Origin of the sequence: Sandarakinorhabdus sp. AAP62, from assembly GCF_000331225.1 — a bacterium.
In the GTDB taxonomy this organism is placed as follows: domain Bacteria; phylum Pseudomonadota; class Alphaproteobacteria; order Sphingomonadales; family Sphingomonadaceae; genus Sandarakinorhabdus.
In genome coordinates, this window is sequence record NZ_ANFY01000005.1 from 52,229 (window position 1) to 75,346 (window position 23,118).

The following is a 23,118-nucleotide window of genomic DNA, read 5'->3' on the forward strand; positions in this document are numbered from 1 at the left end:
TCAGCTGTTCCGCCGCGCCAGATATTGCCAGAGGATGCCGCGCTGGATCTCGTTGGTGCCGGCATAGATGGAGCCGGCGCGGTCGTTGAGATATTTCGGCAACGCCTTGGCCGCCCACGCCGGGCCGACGCCCAGGCCATCGGCGGGCGCGGTGAAGCCGGGGACCGGGCCGCCGGGCAGGGTGAGGTGCGGCTGATAGGCTTCCACCCAGGGCAGGGCGGCTTCCACTTCCAGCTCGGTCAGGCGCTGGCTCAATTCGGTGCCCAAAATCTTCAGCGCGCTGGCCATCGGCCCCGGCGCGGCACCATTGGACAGGCCGGCGTTGAATTGCAGTTCCAGCGCATCCAGTGCCTCGATCTCGGTGCGCAAGGCGGCAATGCGCCCCGGCATCGCCTGGCCGGTTTCGGCCAGATGCACGACCAGCGTATCGACCCGCTTCACCAGGCTCGGCGCATAGGCGTGGCCGCCGCGTTCGAACTCCATGAGGTACTTGGCCACCGTCCAGCCATCATCGATGCGGCCGACGACATTGGCCACCGGCACCCGCACTTCATCGAAGATCACTTCGTTCTGCACATGCTCACCCGACAGCGAGACGATGGGGCGCACGGAAACGCCCGGCGTCTTCATGTCAATGAGCAGGAAGGTGATGCCCAGCTGCGGCTTTTCCAGCCTTGTGGTGCGCACCAGGCAGAAGATCCAATCGGCATAATGGGCGTGCGTCGTCCAGATCTTGCGGCCGGTGCAGATGAAGTGATCGCCATCGCGCTCCGCCTTCATCTGCAGCGAAGCGAGGTCTGATCCCGAATTCGGTTCCGAATAGCCCTGGCACCAGAATTCATCGCCAGCCAGCATGGGCGGCAGGAAACGGCGCTTCTGTTCCTCGGTGCCATAGTGCAGCAGCACCGGCCCGCACATGCCCAGCCCCATGGGGGACAGCGGCGGCGCGCCGGCTTCGGTGGTCTCGCGGGCGAAGATGTAGCGCTTCGCCACCGACCAGTCGCAGCCGCCGGCCGCCACCGGCCATGATGGCGCCACCCAGCCGCGCGCGTGGAGTTTCTTCTGCCAGGCCAGCGCCACATCCGGCGGCGCATAGACGCTGGTCATGCCTGCCGCAGCCAGCTTGAGTTCGGGCGTCAGCTCGGCGGCGAGGAACGCCCGCACCTCGTCACGGAAAGCCAGATCGTCAGCGCTCCAGGCCAATTGCATCGCGTGTCTCCCTGCCGTTCACCTTGGCCTTTGTGGGCATGGGGTGAAACCGCCGCTTTTGGGGAGGCGGGTCAGAAGGCGGCTGGCTTCTCCGCGTCCTTCAGCGCCGCGCCCAGCCGGGCGGCGACCGCCGGCGCAATGCTGCGCATGTCGATCACGCCCAGGTCGCGCCCGGCGGCGATGCCGGGGCCGCTGGCGATCAGGCTGGCGCGCATCGCCGGCACGTCGGGGAAATAGCCGTGCATGCCCTTGGTTGCGGTGGGCTCGCCCTGTCCGCCGCCCAGCGCGTCGCCCATCGTCCAGCCCGTCTTGCAGTTCACCCAGAAGGCGGCATCGGCGGTGCCGCCCGCGGTGGCGATGGCGGCGCTGTCCAGCACGCGGTCGATGCCGGCGGCAGGATCGGCGGCGGTCTGCGCCAGCACGGCGGCAACGCGCGCCTTCAGCGCGGCATCGTCGGGCCGGGCCAGCACGATGGCGGCGCTGCCGCCGGCCGTCCACGGGATCGCGTCCCAGCCGGCGATGGACTGGCCATCGGCAGACAGCCGGATCAGCCCGGCCTTGATGAAGGGCACGAACAGGTTGGTGGTGCGCGTCGTCGGCGCAAAGCCGTGATCGGAAACGATGACGATGGTGGTCGCCGGATCGACGGCGCGCGCGGCGGCCACCAGCCGGCCCACGGCGGCGTCGATCCGCTCCAGCACGGCGCGGGCGGCGGGTGAATCCGGGCCGAATTCATGCTGCTCATGGTCAAGCCCGGTCAGGTAGACCGTGCTGAAATCGGGCTTCAGCCGCTGGATGAGCGCAACGGCCTGGGCGGTGCGGCCCTCGTCGCCGGCGATGGTCTCGTCCTTGCCGGTGGGGTAGGGGCCGGCTTCGGCCAGCGGCAGGCCCGGCGTGTTGAGGAGCGCCTGCAACTTGTCGTCATCGGGCATGCCGGTGCGCCAATATTGCGGCAGGTTGGCGGTGATGCCGGCGGCGCCCACGCTGACCGGCCAATGCACGTTGAGCACCGAGCGCCCGGCGCGGCTGGCCGCCTGCCACAGTGTGTCGGCCTTGATGTCGCTGGCATACCAGTACCAGCCCTCGGCGTTCTGGCGCAGCGGATCGAAGGTGAGATTGTCGGCAATGCCGTGGCGGCGCGGGGCGGCTCCGGTGATCAGCGTGGTGTGGCTGGGGTAGGTGACGGTGGGCAGCACGCCTGTCACCGCCGCGCTGCTGCCGGCCGCCGCCAATCCGCGCAGCGCCGGCAGCGCCAGGCCATTGTCGCGCCGTTGCCATTCCTGCGGGCGCAGGCCATCGATGGCGATCATCAGCACCGGCGCGGCGCTGGCAGGGGCCGCCAGCAGGGCGGCGGCGATCAGGGTGCGGAGCGTCATGATGTACTGCCCATGCCGCGCCGATGTTGCGCGCACGTGACAGTCATTGTTCCCAGTCGCGCACGCGCAGGCCCGCTTCGAACATGCCGCGGGCGCGCAGCCGGGGCGCGAGGAAGGCGTAGAAGAACCAGTCCTTCACTGCATAGGGGGTGAGCGCATAGGTCAGCCGTTCGACCAGATTCCAGCGCACATGGCCCTTCACCTGCCGGCGCGGCGCGGGCCAGCAGACATGATCGGCAGCGTGGGTGAGCCGGCCCTGTTTCAGGATGCGGTGGATCAGTTCATGGTCGTACAGCACGAACGGCCACGCATCGCTCTTGGGGCCACCGCAGGCGACCAGCGGCGCGATACGGAAACACTGGCCGAAGGTGCCGGTGTGGCCCTGGCCGGTGAGCAGGCTGGCGGTGAGCGCCATGCGATGGCGGACGATGCGGTTCTTCAAACTGTCGTAGGGGCCATAGATGTCGAACGCCTGGACGCCCACGACGCCCGGATCCTTCCCCAGCAGTTCGTCAGCCCGGCTGATATAGTGCGGCGGGTAGAAGGTGTCGGCATCCCAGAAGGCGATGTTTTCGGCGCCGAGTTCCTGCGCGATGGCGAGGCCGCGGCGCAAGGCAAACGTATGGCCCTGGTTGGTTTCGGTGACCAATATGGCGCGCGGATTGCCCTTGATCGCATCGGCGACGATCTGCGGGCTGGCATCGGTGGAGGCATTGTCCACACACACGAGGCAGATGTCGTCGCGATCCTGCGTCAGCGCACATTGCACGGTGGGCGCGATATAGTTCGCCTCGTTGTAGAAGGCGATGACGATAACCCATTTGGGGCGGAACGCGGCTTGCATGGCCCTTGCCTTACGGCGCGCCTGCTTGACCGGCAAGCGCTGCACCGCCACGCTGGCGGGCGATGCTGGAAAATGCCGATCTGGCGCGGCTGGTGATGCCGCTGGCCATTGGCCTGCTGATCGGGCTGGAGCGCGGCTGGCAGCAGCGCACCGCCCGGCCCGGCAGCCGGGTGGCGGGCCTGCGCACCTTTGGCCTGTTCGGCCTGATCGGCGGGCTGGCCGGCTTTGTCGCCGATGCCGCGGCCGGCTGGGCGGTTTCCGCCGTGTTGCTTCTGGCTGGCTGTGCGCTGGTGATCATCGGCTATCGGCGCGACAAATCCCCCAGCGCCACCACCGAAGCCGCCGCGCTGGTCACACTGGGCCTGGGCTGGCTTGCCGGGCATGGCCTGCCGGTGCCGGCGCTGGCGCTGGCGGTGGTCACCGCCTTCCTGTTGGCGCAGCGGCAACGACTCCATGCCTGGATCGAAGGGCTGTCCGAAGCCGATTTCCACGCGGTCGTGCTGTTTGCCGTGATCGCCGGAGCGCTGTGGCCGGTGCTGCCGGATCGCGCCATGGGGCCGATGAACGCCTGGAACCCGCGTGAACTGTGGCTGGTGGTGGTGGTGGTGTGCGCGATCGGTTTTGCCGGCTATGCGCTGGGCCGGCGGCTGGATTCAAGGGTTGGGCCGGGCAGGGGGCTGCTGGTCACGGCGGCGGTGGGGGCCATCTACAGCAGCACGGCGGTCACGGCGGCCCTGGCCCAGCGCATCGGGCCAGAAGCGGACAGCCGTCCGCGACTGGCCGCCGGCATTGCCATTGCCAGTGTCGTGATGTTCGCCCGCGTCAGCCTGCTGGTGGCGCTGCTGGTGCCGATGGCGTTCCTGGGCTTTGCCAGGGTGGTGGGGCCGGCGGCGCTGGTGGCGCTGGGCCTGGCCTGGCTGCTGGCCCGGCGGGCGGCCGCGGCCCCGGCCGGCGCAGCGCCCAGTGGCAATCCCTTTGCGCTGCTGCCGGCGCTGGGCTTTGCGCTGCTGGTGGCGCTGGTGCAACTGGTCGTGCACTGGATGCAGGCGCGCTATGGTGATCGGGGTGTGGCCTTCACCCTGGCGCTGGCCGGCGCGATGGATGTGGATGCCGCCATTGTCGCGCTGCGGGCGTTGCCGCGCGGCAGCATCGCGCCCGATCTTGCCGGGGCGATCCTTGCGCTACCGGTGCTGCTCAACACGCTGCTGAAACTGGGCGTGGTGCTGGTCACCGCCGGTCGGCCCGGCGGCCGGGCCGGGCTGTCGCTGGCGCTGGCGGCGCTGGCGATGCTGGCCGGCTATGCGCTGGTGGTGCCGGCGCTGCTGCCGTGATGGGTTGATTGGCAGGCCCCCTGCCATTAGGGGTGGGCCTCATGGCGCGCACTCCCTCCCATCCAGCCTTGGCAGACGGTGCGCACCCGTTTCCGCACGACCATCTGCTTGGCATCGCCCATCTGAAACCGTGGGAAATTGCCTTCCTGCTGGATGAAGCCGAACAATGGGTGGAAATGAACCGCGCGCGTGCCGCCAAGCATGATGAGCGGTTGCGGGGCCTGACCCAGATCAACGCCTTCTTTGAAAACTCCACCCGCACGCTGCTGAGCTTTGAAATCGCCGGCAAGCGGCTGGGGGCCGATGTCGTCAACATGGGGGTCGCCGGCTCCAGCGTGAAGAAAGGCGAGACGCTGCTTGATACCGCGCTGACGCTCAATGCCATGCACCCGGACATGATCGTCATCCGCCATGCCGCGTCGGGCGCGGTGCAGCTGATTTCGGAAAAGGTCGATTGCCCGGTGTTGAATGGCGGTGATGGCCGCCACGAACACCCGACCCAGGCGCTTGTCGACGCGCTCACCATCCGCCGCCGCAAGGGGCGCATCGCCGGGCTGAAAGTGGCGATCTGCGGCGACATATTGCACAGCCGGGTCGCCCGATCCAATTTCCAGCTGCTGGCCAGCCTGGGCGCCGAAGTGCGCGCCGTCGCGCCGGCCACGCTGCTGCCCGACGGCCTTGATGGCTATGCGGTGGAAAGCTTCACCGACATGGATGCCGGCCTTGCCGGGGCAGACGTGGTGATGATGCTGCGCCTGCAGACCGAGCGGATGGAGGGCGCCTATGTGCCATCCCCGCGCGAATATTTCCGCTTCTACGGTCTTACCGAGGCGCGGTTGGCCAAGGCCGCGCCCGATGTGCTGGTGATGCATCCCGGCCCGATGAACCGCGGCGTGGAGATTGATGGCGCCATTGCCGACGATATCGCGAGAAGTGCTGTCACCGAACAGGTGGAGATGGGCGTGGCCGTGCGCATGGCCTGCCTTGATGTGCTGACGCGGCGGCGGCGCGGCATCGAGGGTTGGGCATGAACGGCCCCATCGCCCTCACCGGTGGCCGGATCATCTGCCCGGCGACCGGGCACGACGGCATCGCCACCATATTGCTGAAGGACCGCAAGGTTGCCGGCATCGGGCCGGTTGAGCCGCCGTCGGACGCCACGGTGATCGATGCCAGCGGGCTGGTGGTGGCGCCGGGGATCATCGATGCCGGCGTGTTCAAGGCCGATACCGCTGCGGCCAACGCGGGCGGCATCACCCGCATGGTGCTGATGCCCGATCAGTCACCGCCCCTGGATGAGCCGGCGCTGGTCGCCTATGCGCAAGGATCGGGCAAGCCCGACGTGTGGGTGCACCCGCTCGCTGCCGCCACGCGCGGACTGAAGGGTGAGGAACTGGCGGAAATCGGCCTGGCCAAGGCCGCCGGTGCCGTGGGTGTCGCCACCGGCCGTCACGCCATTGCAAACGCGCGCGTCATGCACAGGCTGCTCGCCTATGCCCATGGCCATGGCCTGACGGTGGTGAGCCACGCCGAAGACTCCGCGCTCACCGCCGGTGCCGTTGCCACGGCGGGCGAATATGCAACCCGGCTGGGCCTCGCCGCTGCGCCGGCCTTTGCCGAAGCGCTGGCCATCAGCCGCGATTGCCGCCTTGCCGAAGCGACGGGCGCCGCGCTGCACATTCGCCAGGTCACCACCGCCGAAGGCCTTGCCGCCATCGCCGCCGCGCAGGCGAGGGGTGTGAATGTGACGGCCGGCATCACGCCCGCGCACCTCTATCTCAACGACATGGCCGTATCGGGCTTCCGCAGCTTTGCCCGCCTGTCGCCGCCGCTGCGCGACGAGCGCGATCGGCTGGCCGCCATCGAAGGTGTGCGCGCCGGGATCATCACCATCCTGTCCTCCGGCCACGACCCGCAAAGCCAGGAAGACAAGCGCCAACCCTTCGCCGATGCCCGGGCCGGCATGGCTGGCGCCGAAACCCTGTTGGCACTGGGGCTTGGGCTGGTGCGCGACGGGGTGATCGATTTGCCGCGCCTGGTGGCCATGCTCAGCCTCAATCCGGCCCGCCGCTTTGGGCTCATCGCCGGAACGCTGCAACTCGGCGCACCGGCGGACCTCATGGTCTTTGATGAAGCCGCGCCCTGGCGTATCGACGGACGAAAGTTTCACGGCGCCGGCAATACGCCATTTGATGGTGTGCCAACCGCCGGTATCGTGCGCATGACAATCAAGGGCGGAGATGTGGTTTGGCGGGTTTGAAGGCTATTGGCGCACTGCTGGTGCTGGCCCTGGTGGCCGGCGATCCGGCGCTCGCCGCCCGCAAGAAGAAGGGCAAGAAGGGCCGTGCCAGCCGCCCTGCGGCCGCCGCCCCGGCCCGCGCCACGCCGCCGCCGCCATCCGTACGCCAGGGCGTGGAACTGTGGCGCGCCAGCAAATGGGATGCCGCCGTTTCGATGTGGCAGCCGTTCGCGCAGGATGGCGATGCCGATGCCATGTTCAACATGGGCCAGGCCTATAAACTCGGTCGCGGCGTTGCCCAGGACAAGGCCATCGCCCAGGATTGGTATCGCCGCGCCGCCGTGAAGGGCCATCTGCCGGCCCAGGCCAATCTGGGCATATTGCTGTTCCAGGCCACCGAAAAGGCCGAAGCCGTCCGCTGGCTGAAGGCTGCTGCCGACAAGGGCGAAATGCGCGCCCAATATGTGCTGGGCATCGTGCACTGGAATGGCGACGGCGCCGCGAAATCGCTGCCGCTGGCCTATGCCTATCTTGTGCGCGCCGCCGCGCAAGGCCTGCCCGAAGCCACCAAGGCGCTGAACGAACTTTCGCAGGTGATCCAGCCGCTTGATCGCGCCAATGGCTGGCAGATTGCCACCGCGCTGGCCAATGGCAGCGGCGTGCCCGCCCAGTTCCAGCCCGGCATCCAGCCGCCGCCGATGATGGCCGTCACCACGCCGCCGCCGGCGATCGTGGTCGCCAGCGCCGCTGCGGCCGCACCCGCATCCGGCACCAGCACCGCCGCCCTCAACGCTGCCGCCCTGAAAGCCGCGGCTGGCGATGCCGGCGAAGGCGACACCGAAGAAGAACAGGACGCGCCCGCCGCCGACGCGCCAGGGCGCCAACCCGGCCCGGCCGCCAGCACGCCCCCGCTTGCACCGCCCGCCGCCCGGCCCAGTCGCACCGCCGACGCCGCGGCCGAAAAACAGGCCGCCGCCGAAGCCGCCGCCGAGAAACGCGCGGCCGACAAGCGCGCCGCCGAAAGGAAACTGGCCGCCCAGAAGGCCGCCGAAGCCGCAAGGGAGACCGGCTGGCGCATCCAGCTCGGCACCTACCCCAACCAGAAATCCGCCATGCAGGCCTGGACCAAGCTCGCCGCCAGCAACAGGAAGGCAACCAGGGGCCTGCGCCCGGTGATCGGCAAGTTCGGCGGCAACTATCGCCTGCAGGTTGGCCCATTCCCCACCCGCGACGAAGCCCGCGACGGCTGCAAGACGCTGGAAATCGGCAAGAACGGCTGCTTCGCGCTCAATATCGATTGAGCGCGCCGACCGCCCGTCACACCGCCGGCAATTCCTTCGCCAACCGGTCGCGCAGCTCGCGCCGCAGGAACTTGCCGCTGGCGTTGCGCGGCAGCGGTTCGGCCATGAACCACATGTGGCGCGGCACCTTGTAATTGGCGATCAGGCCGCCGACGAAACTGCGCAGCGCGCCCTCGTCAAGGCTCTCGCCCGGTTTCAGCACCACGGCCACGCCCACTTCCTCACCCAGGCGGGTGTCGGGCACGCCGAACACGCAGCATTCGGCCACCGCAGCATGGCGGTAGATGGCGGCTTCAACCTCGGCGCAATAGACATTCTCGCCGCCGCGCAGCACCATGTCCTTCTTGCGATCGACGATGAAGATGAAGCCATGCTCGTCGATGCGGGCGATGTCGCCGGTGTGCAGCCAGCCATCGGTGATCGACGCTGCAGTGGCCTCCGGGCGGTTGATATAGCCCTTGATGACGGCGGCGCCCTTCACCCAAAGTTCGCCAATCTCGCCCGGCGCCACCGTGTTGCAGGCGTCATCTACGCACTTGGCTTCATAGGCGGGCATCGCCGGGCCGGCGCTGTCCGGCTTGTCGACAAAGAAATCGCCGGAGACGGACGTGATGATCCCGCAGGTTTCGGTCATGCCATAACCCGTACTGGGCCGCGCGCTGGCCACCTTGTCCTCGATCTTGTGGACAAGGTCTGGCGGCACCTGCGCGCCGCCGCCGGACATGGCGGTGAGGCTCGACACGTCGGTGGTGAGGAAATCCGGGTGGTTGATCAGTTCGCGCGCCATCACCGGCACACCGCCGATGGAGGTGACGCGTTCCTTCTCGATGATGCGCAGCGCCTCGCCGGCATCCCAGCGGTACATCAGCACGATGGTGCCGCCAGCCGCGGTGGTGGCATAGGCGCCGCAGTTGTTGGCCGTTACATGGAACAGCGGCGTCGTCAGCAGCGAGACGGGCACCGGCGCCACGGCGGGCGGTGCCACTCCGGTGGCGAGCTGCACCGCCCGCGCCGTCGACGCGCCGGCATAGAGCATGTTGAACAAATTGGTGATGCAGCCGCGATGGGTGAGCTGCGCGCCCTTGGGGAAACCGGTGGTGCCCGAAGTGTAGAAGATGCAGGCATCGGCATCGGGATCGATCGCCACATCGGGCATGGCGCCTCGTTGCGCGATCACATCGGCAAAGGCCGTCACCCCCGCTTCGGCCTCGCCCAGCCGCACGCCGATCAGCTTCAGACCGGCTGGCGGTTCGGGGATCTCGCGATAACGGCCGAGCCGTTCCGCATCGAGAAACAGTGCTCTCGGCGCCGAGTCCGCCAGCGCATAGGCCATTTCCTCGGGCGTCCACCAGGCGTTCATGCCGACAACGGCGATGCCGGTGGAGACGCACGCCCAATAGATCAGCAGCCATTCCGGATAGTTGCGCATGGCAATCGCCACCCGGTCGCCCGGCCCGATGCCCTGCGCCGCCAGCCACGCCGCGATGGCGTTCACCTGGGCGTCGGCTTCGGCATAGGTCAGCCGCTCGTCGCCATAGACGAGATAGGTCCGGTCGGCGAATGGCTGCGTCGATTGCCACAGCGCCCGCACATCGGGCAGCGCATGGCGGTAAGCGCGCACCGTGATGCCGCCCACCGTGACTGGAACAATCTCGAACGCCCCACCGGGGCCCGTCAGCTCCTCACGCGCCTGCGCCAGTTCAGCGTAATGCATAACCCTCCCCAGAGTTTGTTCCTGGAACACAGTGATACACGCGATCCGATGTCCGGAAAGCTATCTAGAGCCAGCGGATGCGCCACTTCCCCAATCGGTCTTGATCGTCGCCCCGAACGTGATCGCGGGCGCACTTTTCTAGAGCAGGCAAGTGGCCTCCGGCGGGCAGGGACTCGTCCCCGCACCCGTTTGTTTTCAGGTGGCTTTATCCATCAAGCACGCGTCATGCTGGCGCAGGCCAGCATCCACCTGGCGGCCGGTTTACCCTGCGAGTTCATGTGCTCACGCCCAGCAATGGATGCTGGCCTGCGCCAGCAAGACGAGTGCGGGATGAAAGATTGGTCTAAACCGAACGGGTGCAGGGCCTGTGACCCTGACCGCCGGAGGCAGTTCTTCTCTTACGCCGCCGCTTTTACCGCCAGCCCCGGCCATTTCGCCCACAGCGCTTCGCGGCGCTTCAGCATGTCTTCGCGGGCCTTCGCCTTGACCGGGCCGAAGCCACGCACGTCCATCGGCAGCTTGGCGATGGCGATGGCGAGGCCGATGTTGGCGGGGTTCACGTCGGCGAGGAGGCGCGCCACGTCGGCTTCGAAGGCGGCGATGTCGGCGCGCTCGTGGCGGCGTTCCTCGCTGTAGCCGAAGATGTCGAGCGCAGTGCCACGCAGGCCCTTGAACCTGGCCAGCAGGCCGAACGCCTTGAACACCCATGGGCCGAAGCTGATCTTCTTCGGGCGGCCGGTGGCGGGATCGGTGCGGGTGAGGAGCGGCGGGGCGAGCAGCACGCGGGGCTTGCCGCCCGCGAATTGCGCGGCGTAGGCGGCCTGGAAGCGGCCATCCGAATAGAGGCGGGCGACTTCATATTCGTCCTTGTAGGCCATCAGCTTGTAGAGGCTCTTGGCCACCGCTTCGGCGAGCGCGTCGCCGCCGGCGGTGCGGGCCTTGTCCACCGTCTGCCGGAAGCGCTGCGCGTAGGCGGCGTCCTGGTAGAGGACGAGATCAGCCTCGCGGCGGGCGATCATCTCGTCGAGGCTGGTGGCCGGCGGTTCCGGCTGGGGCCCGCGCGTAGCTTCCACCAGCGCCAGCACCTGATCGGGCCGGGTGGCGAGCAGACGGCCCAACGCAAACGCCTTCTTGTTGAAGGGGATGGCAACGCCGTTGAGATCAATCGCGGCCTCGATGCTTGTCCGTTTCAGCGGGATCAGGCCCTTCTGCCAAGCATAACCCATCAGCAGGATGTTGGAGCCGATGGCATCGCCGAGCAGCGCGGTGGCCACGGTATCGGCGGCGACAAAATCGCAGGCGTTGGGGTTCGATGCCTTGCGGATGGCGCGTTCGACGGCGGCGCTGTTGAAATCGAAATCGCGGTTGCGCACGAAGTCGCTGGTGGGCGCCACATCGGCGTTGGCGATGACGGCAGTGCGCTGCGGGATCATCAGCGTCTGCGTCGGCTTGTCGGCGGCGACGACGGCATCGCAGGCCAGCACCAGATCGGCGCTGCCGGCCATGATGCGCGGGGAGAGGAGATCGTTGTTGGTGCCGGCGATGCGGACGTGGCTGTAAACCGCGCCGCCCTTCTGGGCGAGGCCGGCCATGTCGGCGGTGGTGCTGGCCAGGCCCTCGATATGGGCGGCGGTGCCGAGCAGGGCCGAGACGGTGAGCACGCCGGTGCCGCCGATTCCGGTGACCATGATGTTGTAGCCGTGGCCGGGGGCGGGGATGACGGGATCGGCGACGCCATCGAGGCTGAAATCGGCCTTGGATTTCTTCACCTGGGCATCATCGACCGTGACGAAGCTGGGGCAGAAGCCCTTGATGCAGCTGTAATCCTTGTTGCAGCTCGACTGGTTGATGCGGCGCTTGCGGCCGAATTCGGTTTCCACCGGCTCCACCGAGACGCAGTTGGATTGCACCGAACAGTCGCCGCAGCCTTCGCACACCGCCGGGTTGATGAAGATACGGCGGGCCGGGTCCACCATCTGGTTGCGCTTGCGGCGGCGGCGCTTTTCGGCGGCGCAGGTCTGATCGAAGATGATCACCGTGCAGCCGGGGGTTTCGGCGAATTCCTTGCTGATGGTCTCCAGTTCGCCGCGATCGAGCAGGCGCACGCCGGCGGGCAGGGTGATGCCGCGATAGCGCTCAAGGTCCTCGGTGAGGATCACCACCTTCTTCGCATGTTCGGCCAGCATCTGCGCCGCGATCTGGTCCACGCCCAGTTCGCCATCGTGCTTCTGGCCGCCGGTCATGGCGACGGCGTCGTTGTAGAGGATCTTGTAGGTGATGTTCACCTTGGCCGCGATCGACTGGCGGATGGCGAGCAGGCCGGAGTGGAAATAGGTGCCGTCGCCGAGGTTGGCGAAGACATGGTTTTCGCCGACGAAGGGCGCTTCGCCCACCCAGGTCACGCCTTCGCCGCCCATCTGGGTGAAGGTTTCGGCGCGGTCCATCCACATCGCCATGATGTGGCAGCCGATGCCGGCCAGCGCGCGCTGGCCTTCGGGGGCTTTCGTGGACGTGTTGTGCGGGCAGCCGGAGCAGAAATAGGGGCTGCGCTTCACCGGCGTCACGTGCGCGGCGGACTTGCCGGCCTGATCACGGAAGAAGGCGAGCGCGTTCCGGATGCGATCGGTGTCGTGGAAATGCTGCAGGCGCGCGGCGATGACGTGGGCGATGACGCCGGGGGAGAGTTCGTTGTCGGGCGACAGCAGCCACTCGCCGCTCTCGTCATGCTTGCCGACCACGCGCGGCCGCACCGATTCGCGCCAGTTGTAGAGCTGCCATTTCAGCTGATGCTCGATGAACTCGCGCTTTTCCTCGATCACCAGCACTTCATCGAGGCCCTCGGCAAAGGCGCGGATGCCGTCCGGCTCCAGCGGCCAGGGCATGCCGACCTTGTAGACCTTCAGGCCAATATCGGCCGCGACGCGGGCATCGATGCCCAATTCGTCCAGCGCCTCCATCGTGTCGGCGAAGGCCTTGCCGGTCGACACGATGCCGATGCGGGGCTTCGGGCTGTCCCACACCACCTTGTCGATGCCGTTGGCCTTGGCGAAGGCCATGGCGGCAAAGCCTTTGTAGCGCTGCAGGCGGGTGTCTTCCTCGCGCCAGATGTCGCCGGGGCGGATGTGGACGCCGCCATCGGGGAACTCGAACTCGGGGATGATGATCGAGCGGTTTTCGCCGGCCAGATCGACGGTCGCCGATGTTTCCACCGTGTCGGCCGTGGCCTTGAAGCCGACCCAGGTGCCGGCAAAGCGGCTCATGGCAATCCCGAGCAGGCCATATTCGACGAATTCATGGACCGAGGCCGGTGCCAGGAACGGCACGAAGGCGGCCTGGAAATTATGGTCGCTCTGGTGGGGCAGGGTGGAGGACTTCGCGCCATGATCATCGCCGACGATCGCCAGCACGCCGCCATGGGCCGAGGTGCCGGCGGCGTTGCCGTGCTTCAGCACGTCCATGGCGCGATCAAGGCCCGGCCCCTTGCCATACCAGATGCCGAACACGCCATCGCGCTGTGCCTTCGGGTTCAGCGCCACGTGCTGCGTGCCCCACACCGCGGTCGCGCCCAGTTCCTCGTTCACGCCGGGAACGAAGTGAATATCCTGTTCCTTCAACCACTTCTTGGCGCGCCACAATTCCTGATCGTACCCGCCCAGCGGCGAGCCGCGATAGCCGGAGATGAAGCCGGCCGTGTTGAGCCCGGCGGCGGCATCGCGCCATTTCTGCACCAGCGGCAGGCGGACGAGGGCCTGCACGCCCGACATGAACACCCGACCGTCGCGGAAGCGATATTTGTCTTCAAGGCTGACAGGAGGCAGTCCGGCGACCATGCGCGAGTCCCATTGTTCCAGAATTGGTCAATAATACTGACCTTTCTTGCGCAGCGCAAGGGCGGCGCTGTGACTTTGCGCCCATGGCCCTGCGACCAAATTGCCATCATCCGACAACCGGCTTTGGGCGTATAGGGTTAATGGAGGGTATAGTCTCTCCGCATTCGAGGGTGAATGAGATGATCAAGACGCTTCTGTTCAGCGCTGCGGCGCTGGCGATCGCGGCCAGCCCCGCCGCCGCCACAAGCTATGCCGCCACATTGTTGGGCGCCAACGAAGTTCCGGCCCGCAACACCCCGGCCACCGGCATCGGCACATTGGTGCTGAGCGCAGACAACCGCTTTGCCCAGGTCGATGTCAGCTTCACCGGGCTCACGGCACCGCTCACGGTGGCGCACGCCCACTGCTGCGCGGCGGCGGGTGCCAACGCCGGGGTGGCCATCGATTTCCTGCCGCCGTCGCTTTCGGCCGGGTCGTTCAGCCGCCTCTATGATCTGACCCTGGCCAGCACCTATACCGGTGGTTTCATCACGGCCAGTGGCGGCACCGCAGCGCTGGCGCAGGCCCGCTTCCTCACGGCGCTGGATGCCGGGCAGGTCTATTTCAACCTGCACACCTCCACCTTCCCCGGCGGCGAAATCCGCGGCAACCTTGGCGCGGTGCCGGAACCGTCGAGCTGGGCGATGCTGATCGCCGGCTTCGGCCTCGTTGGCGCCGCCGCCCGCCGTCGCCGCGCCGTGGCGGCCTGATCACAGCATCTATCGGCACACCGGGCCGCGCGTGCTAGCGTGGCCCGGTGCAGCCGCTGACCGTCGCCAGCTACAATATCCACAAGGCCGTGGGCAGCGATGGCCGGCGGGTGCCCGAACGCATCCTCGATGTGCTGGATGAAATCGGCGCCGATGTGGCGCTGCTGCAGGAGGCGGACACGCGGCTGGGGCTGCGCACCTCGGTATTGCCCGAAGCCTTGCTGAGCGCGCGCGGCTGGCAGGCGGCGCCGCTGGGCCAGTTGCATCATGAAGGGCGCGCCGCGCTGGGCTGGCATGGCAATGCCGTGCTGCTGCGGGGTGATGTGCGCCTCACCCACAGCCATCGCATCACCCTGCCGGCCATCGAGCCGCGCGGCGCGGTGCTGGCCGATATGGCCCACGGCAATCATGTGCTGCGGCTGGTCGGCGCGCATCTTGATCTGTCGGGCCTGGCGCGGGCTCGCCAGATGCACGCCATCATCGATGCGGTGGCCAAGGCGCCGGGCAATCCACCGGAACTGGTGATGGGCGATTTCAACGAATGGCGAAAGGGCGGCGCGGCGCTGGCGGCGCTGGCGCGGCACTGGCGCGAAGTGGCGCTGGGCCCCAGTTTTCCGGCGCGGCTGCCGATCGGCCGGCTCGATCGCGCCTTTGCCCATCATGCCCTGCATGTGACCGATGCCGCCGTGCATGCCAGCCCGCTGGCGCGCGCGGCCTCCGATCATCTGCCGATCTGGGTGCGGCTGGCGTCATGACGGCGGCGCTGGCCCGCCTGTGCAACGCGCACCCCGGCCAGAGCGGCGTGCAACTGCTGGATGATGGCCCGGCCGCACTGGCGGTGCGCATCGCGCTGGTGCGCCGCGCCCGCGAAGCCATTGATTGCCAATATTATATCTGGCGGCACGATACCGCCGGCCGCTTGCTGCTGGCCGAACTGGTGGCGGCCGCCGCGCGCGGGGTGCGCGTGCGGCTGCTGCTCGATGATTTCGGCTGCCCCGGCTTTGATGGGCTGGCGCTGCCGGGCATCGAGGTGCGCCTGTTCAATCCGGGCCGCCTCCGGCGCTGGCGCTGGCTCAACGCCCTCTTTGATTTCCCCCGCCTCAACCGCCGCATGCACAACAAGAGCCTGACGGTGGACGGCATCGCCACGGTGATCGGCGGGCGCAACATCGGCGATGAATATTTCGATGATGCCCATGCCGATCTGGCGGTGGATCTCGACGTGCTGGCCATCGGCACGATTGCCGCTGAAGTGGCCGCGGATTTCCAGCGTTACTGGGATCATGCCGTGCCGCGCCCCCCCGGCACTGCCGTGTTGCCGGTGGGGGAAGCGGCGCGCCGCATGCGCTGGCTGGCCGCCGCCGACAGCCCGGCCACCCATGCCATGATCGATGACGCGCGCGATTTCACCTGGGCGCAGGTGCGGATGTTGAGCGACCCGCCCGAAAAGATCGCCGGTGCGGCCGCCGAAGCGCGCCTGCTGCTGCCGCAACTGGTTGGCGCATTGGGCCCGGTGCGCCGGCGCCTGCTGCTGGTTTCGGCCTATTTCGTGCCCACGGCCAGCGGCACTTCGCTGCTCGGCGGGCTGGTGCAGCAGGGCGTGACGGTGGACGTGCTCACCAACAGCCTGCTGTCGAACAATGTCGCGCTCGTCCACGCCTGGTATGCGCCGTGGCGGGTGCGGTTGCTGAAGGCCGGCGTGCGCCTGTGGGAAATGCGCGGCGTGGCGGGGGACCGTGTGTCGTTCGGGCTGGTGCCGCGCCGTCTGCGCCGTCGCCGCGATGCCACCAGCTTCTTCCGCGCCAGCGCGTCGGAACTGCACACCAAGAGCTTCATCGCCGATGGCCGCTGGCTGTTCGTCGGCTCGATGAACTTCGATCCGCGCTCGTGGAAGCTCAACACCGAGATGGGATTCCTGATCGATTCGCCTGCCCTTGCTGGCCGGCTGGAGGCGGCGCTCGATGCCGGCCTGCCACGCTTTGCCTGGGCTCTGGAACTGCACGAGGGCCAGCTTGCTTGGCGCGACAATGGCCATCTTCTCAAGCCCGAACCCGGCACCACGGCCCTGCAACGCCTGGTCATGCGGCTGCTCGGCCGGCTGCCGCTGGCGGAATATTTTTGAGTGTGCGCGCCGGCTCTGGCACAATGCGGCGCGGGGGGATTGCGCGATGAACAGGATGATCCGGCATCTGGCACTGGGCGCGGCACTGCTGGTGCCGCTGGCGGCATCCGCGCCGCCGGGCCTGTCGCCCGACCTGCTGGCGGCGCTTGATCCCACCCGTCAGGCGGAAGCGCTGTGCGATCCCCGCCGCTCGCCAATGAACCCGACACGGGCGCTGCTGGCGGCCGCTGCCGTGGCGCAGCCCAGCAGCGCCGCCGCCGGCGTGCCCTTCCTGCCTGATCTGGCCGCCACGCCGCTGCCGCCAACGCTGGCGCCCAGCAGAAAGGCCGATGCCCGGCTGTGGTTCACGCAAGGGCTGCTGCTCAGCTATGGCTTCAACCATGCCGGCGCGGTCGCCTCGTTTCGCCGCGCCCAGGCCATCGATCCCGCCTGCGCGCTGTGCTGGTGGGGGGAGGCGATGGCGCTGGGCCCCAATATCAACGCGCCGATGGATGGGCGCGATCGACCGGCGGCGCTTGCCGCGCTGGAACGGGCGCTGGCCCTGAAGGAGACCGCCAGCCCCAAGGGGCAATCACTGATCGCTGCACTCGCCACCCGCTATTCGCGTGACGAGAAGGCGGATCGCGCCGCGCTGGATGCCGCCTATGCCGATGCCATGCTGGCGGTGGCGGCGCGCTACCCGAATGACGACGAGATCGCCGTGCTCGCCGCGGAAGCGGTGATGGATACCAGCCCCTGGAACTACTGGCTGCCGAATGGCAAGACGGTGGGCCGCAGCGGCGAGGCGGTGCGGCTGCTGGAAGCCGTGCTGGCGCGCAATCCCGGCCATGCCCAGGCCGCGCACCTCTATATCCACATGATGGAACTGCCCGATCCGGCCCGGGCCGAAGCGGCAGCAGACCGGCTCGCCACTGCCAGCGTGGGCAGCGCGGCCCACCTGGTGCACATGCCGTCGCACATCTGGCACCGGCGCGGGCGTTATCAGGATTCGATCCGCGTCAACATCGCCGCTGCCCGCGCCGATGAAGCCTGGATTGCCGCCACCGGCGACAACGGCATGCTGCGCTATGGCTATTATCCCCACAATGTCCATTTCATCGTCACGTCGGCCCTGATGGCGGGAGACATGGCCATGGTGATGCGGGAGTCAAAGCGGCTGGCCAGCCTGCTCGATGCCGAAATCTCGGCGAGCCTGGGCACGGTGCAGGCGGTGGATGGCGCGCCCTATCAGGCCATGGCGATGATCGGCACACCGGCCCAGATCCTGGCCATGCCGGCGCCCGATCCGCGGCTGCCGCTGGCCGGCACCATGTATCATTTCGCCCGTGCCGTGGCTTTTGCAGGCACCGGCGATCGTGTGGCCTTTGATGCCGAATTGAAGGCGATGGGCGCGCTGAAGGATCATCCCGGCACCAGCGCGCTGGTCGATCAGGCGGTGCCGCTGCCCGACATCATCCGGCTGGCCGACAATGTCGCGCGCGGGCGCTGGGCGATGGCCAAGGGGCTGCATGTCGTGGCGGCCGCGCATTTCCGCGCCGCTGCCGCCATCGAGGCGACCGTGCCTTATATGGAACCAAGCTATTGGCATTATCCGGTAAACCAGTCGCTGGGCGCGGCGCGGTTGCTGGCCGGCGATGCTGCCGGCGCGTCGGAAGCGTTCCGGGCGGCGTTGGCGCAAACGCCGCGCAACGGCTGGGCGCTCTTTGGCCTGGCCCGCAGCGAAGCGGCCGCCGGCCACAAGGCCGAGGCCGCCGCCGCCGAACAGGCCTTCCGCCGCGCCTGGGTCGGCGATCCGGCGTGGTTGCAGCTGGAGCGGCTTTAGCGCAATTGCAGTTTGGTTGATGCACCAACCCCGCTTATGCCGAGCTTGTCGAGGCACGCTCTGACGGTGGTGCGAGCCTCGAAAAGCTCGGCATGGGCGGTTCGATCCATCTGCAATCGAATCTAGCTCAAACCCTCGATCCGGCCTTCGGCATCGAGGTGGATGCCCAGCGCCGACGGCACTTTCGGCAGCCCCGGCATGGTGGCGATCTCGCCGGCCAGTGCGACGATGAAGCCGGCGCCGGCGGCGAGGCGCAGTTCGCGGATGGGCAGATCATGGCCGAACACGGCACCGCGCACTTTCTCATCGGCGGTGAAGCTGTAGGGCGTCTTGGCAAGGCACACGGGCAGATTGGCGAGGCCCTCGTGGCGCAGCGCGGCAAGTTGCTTCTGCGCGGCGGGTGAGAGGGTGACCTGGGCAGCGCGGTGGATGCGGGTGGCCACTGTGGTGAGCGCGTCAAACACGTCGGTGCCGGTGGCATAGAGCGGCGTGAAGGCGGCGGCCGGATCGGCATTGGCATCGGCCAGGGCGGCGACGCTGCGGGCGAGGTCCTCCGCACCGGCCGGGCCGTCGGCCCAGTGGCTGCACAGATGGGCAGCAACGCCCAGCGTGTCGCGGCAGTGCGCCAACACGGCGGCCTGTTCTTCCGGCCGGTCGTTGGCGAAGGCGTTGATGGCGACGGCGACGGGCAGGCCGAGGCTCTGCAGATTTTCAACGTGGCGGGCCAGCACCGCCAGTCCGCCGTGCAGCGCATGGGCATCGGCTAGGCCCAGATCGGCGAGGCCCAGGCCGCCGTGATATTTGAGCGCGCGCACGGTGGCGACCACCACGGCAACGGCCGGCGCGAGGCCGGCGGAGCGGCACTTGATATGGGCGAATTTCTCCGCCCCCAGATCGGCCCCGAACCCGGCTTCGGTGACGGCTAATTCACCCAGCGCCAGCGCGGTGCGGGTGGCGATGACCGAATTGCAGCCATGGGCGATGTTGGCAAACGGCCCGCCGTGGATGAGGGCAGGGGAGCCGTGGATGGACTGCACCAGATTGGGCTGCATCGCCTCCACCAGCAGCGCTGCCATGGCGCCGGCCGCGCCTATGTCGCCGGCAGTGACGGGATTGCCCGTCATGTCCTTGCCAATGCGGATGCGCGCCAGCCGGGCCTGCAGGTCGGTCACGTCATCGGCCAGGCACAGGATCGCCATCACTTCGGATGCCACCGTGATGTCGAACCCGGTTTCGCGCAGCGGGTGGTTGCCGCTGCCCATGCCCGAAACGATCTGCCTGAGGGCGCGGTCGTTCATGTCCAGCACGCGCTTCCAGGTGACCGTCCGCGGGTTGATGGCGGCGCCCGATGGCATTGGCGCCCCGAAATGCACCGCATTGTCGATCATCGCGGCGAGCAGATTGTGGGCCGAGGTGATGGCGTGGAAGTCGCCGGTGAAATGGAGGTTGATCTTCTCCATCGGCAGCACCTGCGCCTGGCCGCCGCCGGTTGCACCGCCCTTGCGGCCGAACACCGGGCCCAGGCTGGGCTCGCGCAGTGCGATCACCGCGCGCCGGCCGATGCGGTTGAGGGCATCGGCGAGGCCCACGGTTGTGGTGGTTTTGCCTTCCCCCGCCGGCGTTGGATTGACAGCGGTCACCAGAATCAGCTTGCCGCCAGCCGCGGGAACACCGCCGCCAGCGGCCGGATCACGGCCGGCCACCGCCGGCAGCGCTTTGCCAGCAATCTTGGCGATAAAATGCCCATGCGGCTCGATGTCGGTTTCAGCGAGGCCAAGGCCAGCTGCAATCTCCCGGATGGGGCGCAATGTCGCTGCGCGCGCGATTTCAATGTCCGTCGCCATGATTCCCCGTCATAAGCCCCGCGTTGATTCCTGCTGCGCCTACAGGCTTTGCACAGCGCCGGGAAGGAGCCTGTTGGTCATCATGTTCGACGATATGTCCGCCCTCGCACTGGCCCGATTCCAGTTCGCCTTCACCGTGTCGTTCCATTTCATCTTCCCGGCCTTTTCCATCGGATTGGCCAGCTATCTCGCTGTTCTGGAAGGGCTTTGGCTGAAGACGGGCCGCGATGTCTATCTGCAGCTGTTCCATTACTGGCTGAAGATCTTCGCCATCGCCTTTGGCATGGGCGTGGTTTCCGGCATCGTGATGGCCTATCAGTTCGGCAGCAACTGGTCGGCCTTTTCGGACAAGGCCGGGCCGGTGATCGGGCCGCTGATGGCCTATGAAGTGCTGTCGGCCTTCTTCCTCGAATCCGGCTTCCTGGGCGTCATGCTGTTCGGGCTCGACCGGGTGGGCAAGAAACTCCATTTCATGGCCACCTGCCTGGTGGCCATCGGCACCACCATCTCGGCCTTCTGGATCATCGTGGTCAACAGCTGGATGCAGACGCCGCAAGGCTATGCCATTGCTTCCAATGGGCAATTTTATGCGACTGATTGGCTGCAGGTGGTGTTCAACCCGTCGATGCCCTACCGCCTCGCCCACACGCTGCTGGGCGCCTATCTCACCACCGCGCTGGTTGTCGGCGCGGTCGGGGCCTGGCATCTGCTGAAGGATCGCAAGCTCGGCCGTGCCGCCCAGCCGGCGACGAAGATCATGTTTGCCATGGCGATGGGCATGGTGGCTGTCACCGCGCCGCTGCAGGTGCTGGCCGGCCACGAGCATGGCGTGAACACGCTGCAGCATCAGCCGGCCAAGATCGCGGCGATGGAAGGCCATTATGAAAGCCATGATCGTGCTGCACCATTGATATTGTTCGGTATTCCCGATGATGCCGCGCAAGTGATGCACTACAAGCTGGAGGTGCCGGCGCTGGGCAGCCTGGTGCTGCAACATGATATAGAAGCGGCCACGACGGGCCTCGACAAGGTCGCCCCCGAAAATCGCGCCAAGGTCGCCTTTCCCTTCTACGCCTTCCGCGTGATGGTGGGGCTGGGCGTGCTCATGCTGCTGCTCGGCGGCTGGGCGGCGCTCAATGCCTGGCGGGGGCGGCTGTTCGACGGCGTCTGGCAGCAGCGGCTGGCGCTTGCCATGGGCCCGGCCGGCTTTGTCGCGGTGCTGGCCGGCTGGATCACCACCGAAACCGGCCGCCAACCCTTTACGATCTTTGGGCTTTTGCGTACGGCGGAAAGCGCTTCGCCGCTGGCCGCGCCGGCCGTCGCCGCCTCGCTGATCGCCTTCATCATTGTCTATTTCTTCGTGTTCGGCGTCGGCACCTGGTTCATCATCAAGCTGATGGGCAATGAACCAAACCCCGAGGACAAGGGCCCCGGCAAGGAGCAGACGGTGGACGTGGGCAGCCTGCCGCCCGATGCGCTGTTCGGCTTCCAGCTGGCGGAGTAGGGCTGATGGCACCCGATCCCGTTCTCACCCTCGTCTGGGCCGGCATCATCGGCCTGGCCATCTTCATCTATGTGATCACCGACGGCTTTGACCTCGGCATCGGCATCCTCTTCCCGGTAATGGCGCCGGGTGCCGAGCGCGAGACCGCGATCGCCACCATCAAGCCGGTGTGGGACGCCAATCAGACCTGGCTGGTGCTGGGCGGCGGCGGCGTGTTTGCCGCCTTTCCGCTGGCCTATGCGATCTTGATGCCGGCGGTCTATGCGCCGCTGATCGCCATGCTGCTGGGCCTGATCTTCCGCGGCGTCGCCTTCAAATATCGGGCGCGCACCAGCCGTATCTGGCTGTGGGACTTCGCCTTTTTCGCCGGCTCCACGCTGGCGGCGTTTGCCCAGGGCGTGATTCTGGGCGCCGTTCTGCAAGGCGTGAAGGTTTCAGGGCGCAGCTATGCCGGCGGCTGGTGGGATTGGCTGTCGCCTTTCTCGCTGCTCACCGGTGCCTCGGTGGTGGCGGCCTATGCGCTGCTCGGCGCCTGCTGGCTGATCTGGCGCACGGAAGGCGCGGTGCAGGATCACGCCTATCGCATGGCATGGCGCGGCGGCGCGGCCAGCATTGCGGCGATTGCGGCGGTCAGCCTCGCCACGCCCTTCCTCAGCCATGATTATTTCAGTCGTTGGTTCGAAGCGCCGGGCCTCTATTTCTCGGCACCGGTGCCGATCCTGCTGGCCATCACCGGCCTGATGTTCATCCGCGCCCTCAGGCGCCGAGCCGAAGTCGCGCCCTTCCTGCTTGCCGAACTGCTGTTCCTGCTCACCTTTGTGGGGCTGGGCATATCCATCTTCCCGTGGGCGGTGCCGGGGCAGGTGACGATCTGGCAGGCCGCTACCGCCGCCAATGCGCAACGCTTCATGCTGGTTGGCGTTGGCCTGCTGCTGCCGGTGATCCTGGGCTACACCGCCTATGGCTATTGGCTGTTCCGCGGCAAGGTTGGGGCCGAAGGTTATGCCTGAGCAGCCGTTGTCGCGTCGGCTGGCGTGGTTCGTCGGCCTGTGGGCGGGCGGCGTTGCGGTGGTTGGCGCCGTGGGCCTCATCATTCGCGGCTGGCTCCTGGGCTGAGCAGCTTCGCCTGTCTGGCCCGGCCAGATTGGAAAATATCAAATATGTTCCTAAATCGTTACATTTTGCCTTGCGATATGCTTAACGGTGCGTAAACTGTGATTGATGTCACTGGAG

The 23,118-nt window shown here is 67.5% G+C and carries 17 protein-coding genes; 11 read left to right on the forward strand and 6 right to left on the reverse strand.

Translation table 11 applies throughout. The features are described from left to right. The 3 genes from D619_RS0104830 to D619_RS15605 all read right to left on the reverse strand — a co-directional run bounded on the left by D619_RS0104830 (position 1) and on the right by D619_RS15605 (position 3,429). Positions 1–1,209 (reverse strand): acyl-CoA dehydrogenase family protein, encoded by a 1,209-nt coding sequence (locus D619_RS0104830; protein WP_017667441.1) that lies wholly within the window; start codon positions 1,207–1,209, stop codon positions 1–3. Positions 1,210–1,280: 71 nt separating this feature from the next. Beyond that, on the reverse strand, positions 1,281–2,585 hold the full coding sequence (locus tag D619_RS0104835; protein WP_017667442.1) for an ectonucleotide pyrophosphatase/phosphodiesterase: 1,305 nt from the start codon (positions 2,583–2,585) through the stop codon (positions 1,281–1,283). A gap of 43 nt (positions 2,586–2,628) precedes the next feature. Beyond that, positions 2,629–3,429, reverse strand: coding sequence for a glycosyltransferase family 2 protein (locus tag D619_RS15605; RefSeq protein ID WP_017667443.1), 801 nt, complete (start codon positions 3,427–3,429; stop codon positions 2,629–2,631). 62 nt (positions 3,430–3,491) lie between these two features. Between D619_RS15605 and D619_RS0104845 the strand changes: the two genes are divergently transcribed. Genes D619_RS0104845 through D619_RS17145 form a run of 4 tightly spaced genes read left to right on the forward strand, consistent with a single transcriptional unit; the run spans position 3,492 to position 8,300 of the window. Continuing rightward, positions 3,492–4,760: a DUF4010 domain-containing protein gene (locus tag D619_RS0104845; protein WP_017667444.1), complete on the forward strand. Its 1,269-nt coding sequence runs from the start codon at positions 3,492–3,494 to the stop codon at positions 4,758–4,760. 41 nt (positions 4,761–4,801) lie between these two features. Continuing rightward, a complete protein-coding gene (locus tag D619_RS0104850) occupies positions 4,802–5,791 on the forward strand; it encodes an aspartate carbamoyltransferase catalytic subunit (protein WP_051033455.1) in 990 nt (329 codons plus the stop codon). Further along, on the forward strand, positions 5,788–7,020 hold the full coding sequence (gene pyrC / locus D619_RS0104855; protein ID WP_017667446.1) for a dihydroorotase: 1,233 nt from the start codon (positions 5,788–5,790) through the stop codon (positions 7,018–7,020). Before D619_RS0104850 ends, pyrC begins: the two co-directional genes overlap by 4 nt. Continuing rightward, positions 7,017–8,300 carry an SPOR domain-containing protein gene (locus D619_RS17145; protein WP_017667447.1) on the forward strand — a complete coding sequence of 428 codons (1,284 nt, stop codon included), beginning with the start codon at positions 7,017–7,019 and terminating at the stop codon, positions 8,298–8,300. Before pyrC ends, D619_RS17145 begins: the two co-directional genes overlap by 4 nt. A gap of 16 nt (positions 8,301–8,316) precedes the next feature. On the opposite strand, the gene D619_RS0104865 is transcribed toward D619_RS17145, so the two are convergent. Both D619_RS0104865 and D619_RS0104870 read right to left on the reverse strand, forming a co-directional pair. After that, a complete protein-coding gene (locus tag D619_RS0104865) occupies positions 8,317–10,014 on the reverse strand; it encodes a class I adenylate-forming enzyme family protein (RefSeq protein ID WP_017667448.1) in 1,698 nt (565 codons plus the stop codon). 398 nt (positions 10,015–10,412) lie between these two features. Further along, positions 10,413–13,844, reverse strand: a complete 3,432-nt coding sequence (locus D619_RS0104870; RefSeq protein WP_017667449.1) for an indolepyruvate ferredoxin oxidoreductase family protein — start codon at positions 13,842–13,844, stop codon at positions 10,413–10,415. A 179-nt stretch (positions 13,845–14,023) separates the two neighbouring features. On the opposite strand from D619_RS0104870, the gene D619_RS0104875 reads away from it, so the two are divergent. Genes D619_RS0104875 through D619_RS0104890 form a run of 4 tightly spaced genes read left to right on the forward strand, consistent with a single transcriptional unit; the run spans position 14,024 to position 18,537 of the window. Continuing rightward, positions 14,024–14,593 carry a CHRD domain-containing protein gene (locus tag D619_RS0104875; RefSeq protein ID WP_017667450.1) on the forward strand — a complete coding sequence of 190 codons (570 nt, stop codon included), beginning with the start codon at positions 14,024–14,026 and terminating at the stop codon, positions 14,591–14,593. A 47-nt stretch (positions 14,594–14,640) separates the two neighbouring features. Continuing rightward, complete coding sequence (locus D619_RS0104880; protein WP_017667451.1) at positions 14,641–15,348, forward strand: endonuclease/exonuclease/phosphatase family protein; 708 nt, start codon at positions 14,641–14,643, stop codon at positions 15,346–15,348. Further along, the gene (locus D619_RS15615; RefSeq protein WP_017667452.1) at positions 15,345–16,715 is read left to right on the forward strand and encodes a phospholipase D family protein; all 1,371 of its coding nucleotides are present in this window, start codon (positions 15,345–15,347) and stop codon (positions 16,713–16,715) included. The genes D619_RS0104880 and D619_RS15615 overlap by 4 nt, the downstream gene beginning before the upstream one ends. 46 nt (positions 16,716–16,761) lie before the next feature. Further along, positions 16,762–18,537 carry a hypothetical protein gene (locus D619_RS0104890; RefSeq protein WP_017667453.1) on the forward strand — a complete coding sequence of 592 codons (1,776 nt, stop codon included), beginning with the start codon at positions 16,762–16,764 and terminating at the stop codon, positions 18,535–18,537. A 122-nt stretch (positions 18,538–18,659) separates the two neighbouring features. On the opposite strand, the gene D619_RS0104895 is transcribed toward D619_RS0104890, so the two are convergent. After that, a complete protein-coding gene (locus D619_RS0104895) occupies positions 18,660–20,381 on the reverse strand; it encodes a formate--tetrahydrofolate ligase (protein WP_017667454.1) in 1,722 nt (573 codons plus the stop codon). 82 nt (positions 20,382–20,463) lie between these two features. Between D619_RS0104895 and D619_RS0104900 the strand changes: the two genes are divergently transcribed. From D619_RS0104900 to D619_RS18025, 3 genes are read left to right on the forward strand one after another with little or no spacing between them, the layout of a single operon-like run. After that, entirely contained in the window at positions 20,464–21,885 is a 1,422-nt protein-coding gene (locus tag D619_RS0104900) for a cytochrome ubiquinol oxidase subunit I (protein WP_017667455.1), read from the forward strand. Between the two features lie 5 nt (positions 21,886–21,890). Further along, positions 21,891–22,895, forward strand: coding sequence for a cytochrome d ubiquinol oxidase subunit II (gene cydB / locus D619_RS0104905; RefSeq protein WP_017667456.1), 1,005 nt, complete (start codon positions 21,891–21,893; stop codon positions 22,893–22,895). Continuing rightward, positions 22,888–23,001: a hypothetical protein gene (locus tag D619_RS18025; protein ID WP_017667457.1), complete on the forward strand. Its 114-nt coding sequence runs from the start codon at positions 22,888–22,890 to the stop codon at positions 22,999–23,001. Before cydB ends, D619_RS18025 begins: the two co-directional genes overlap by 8 nt. Positions 23,002–23,118: the final 117 nt, after the last annotated feature.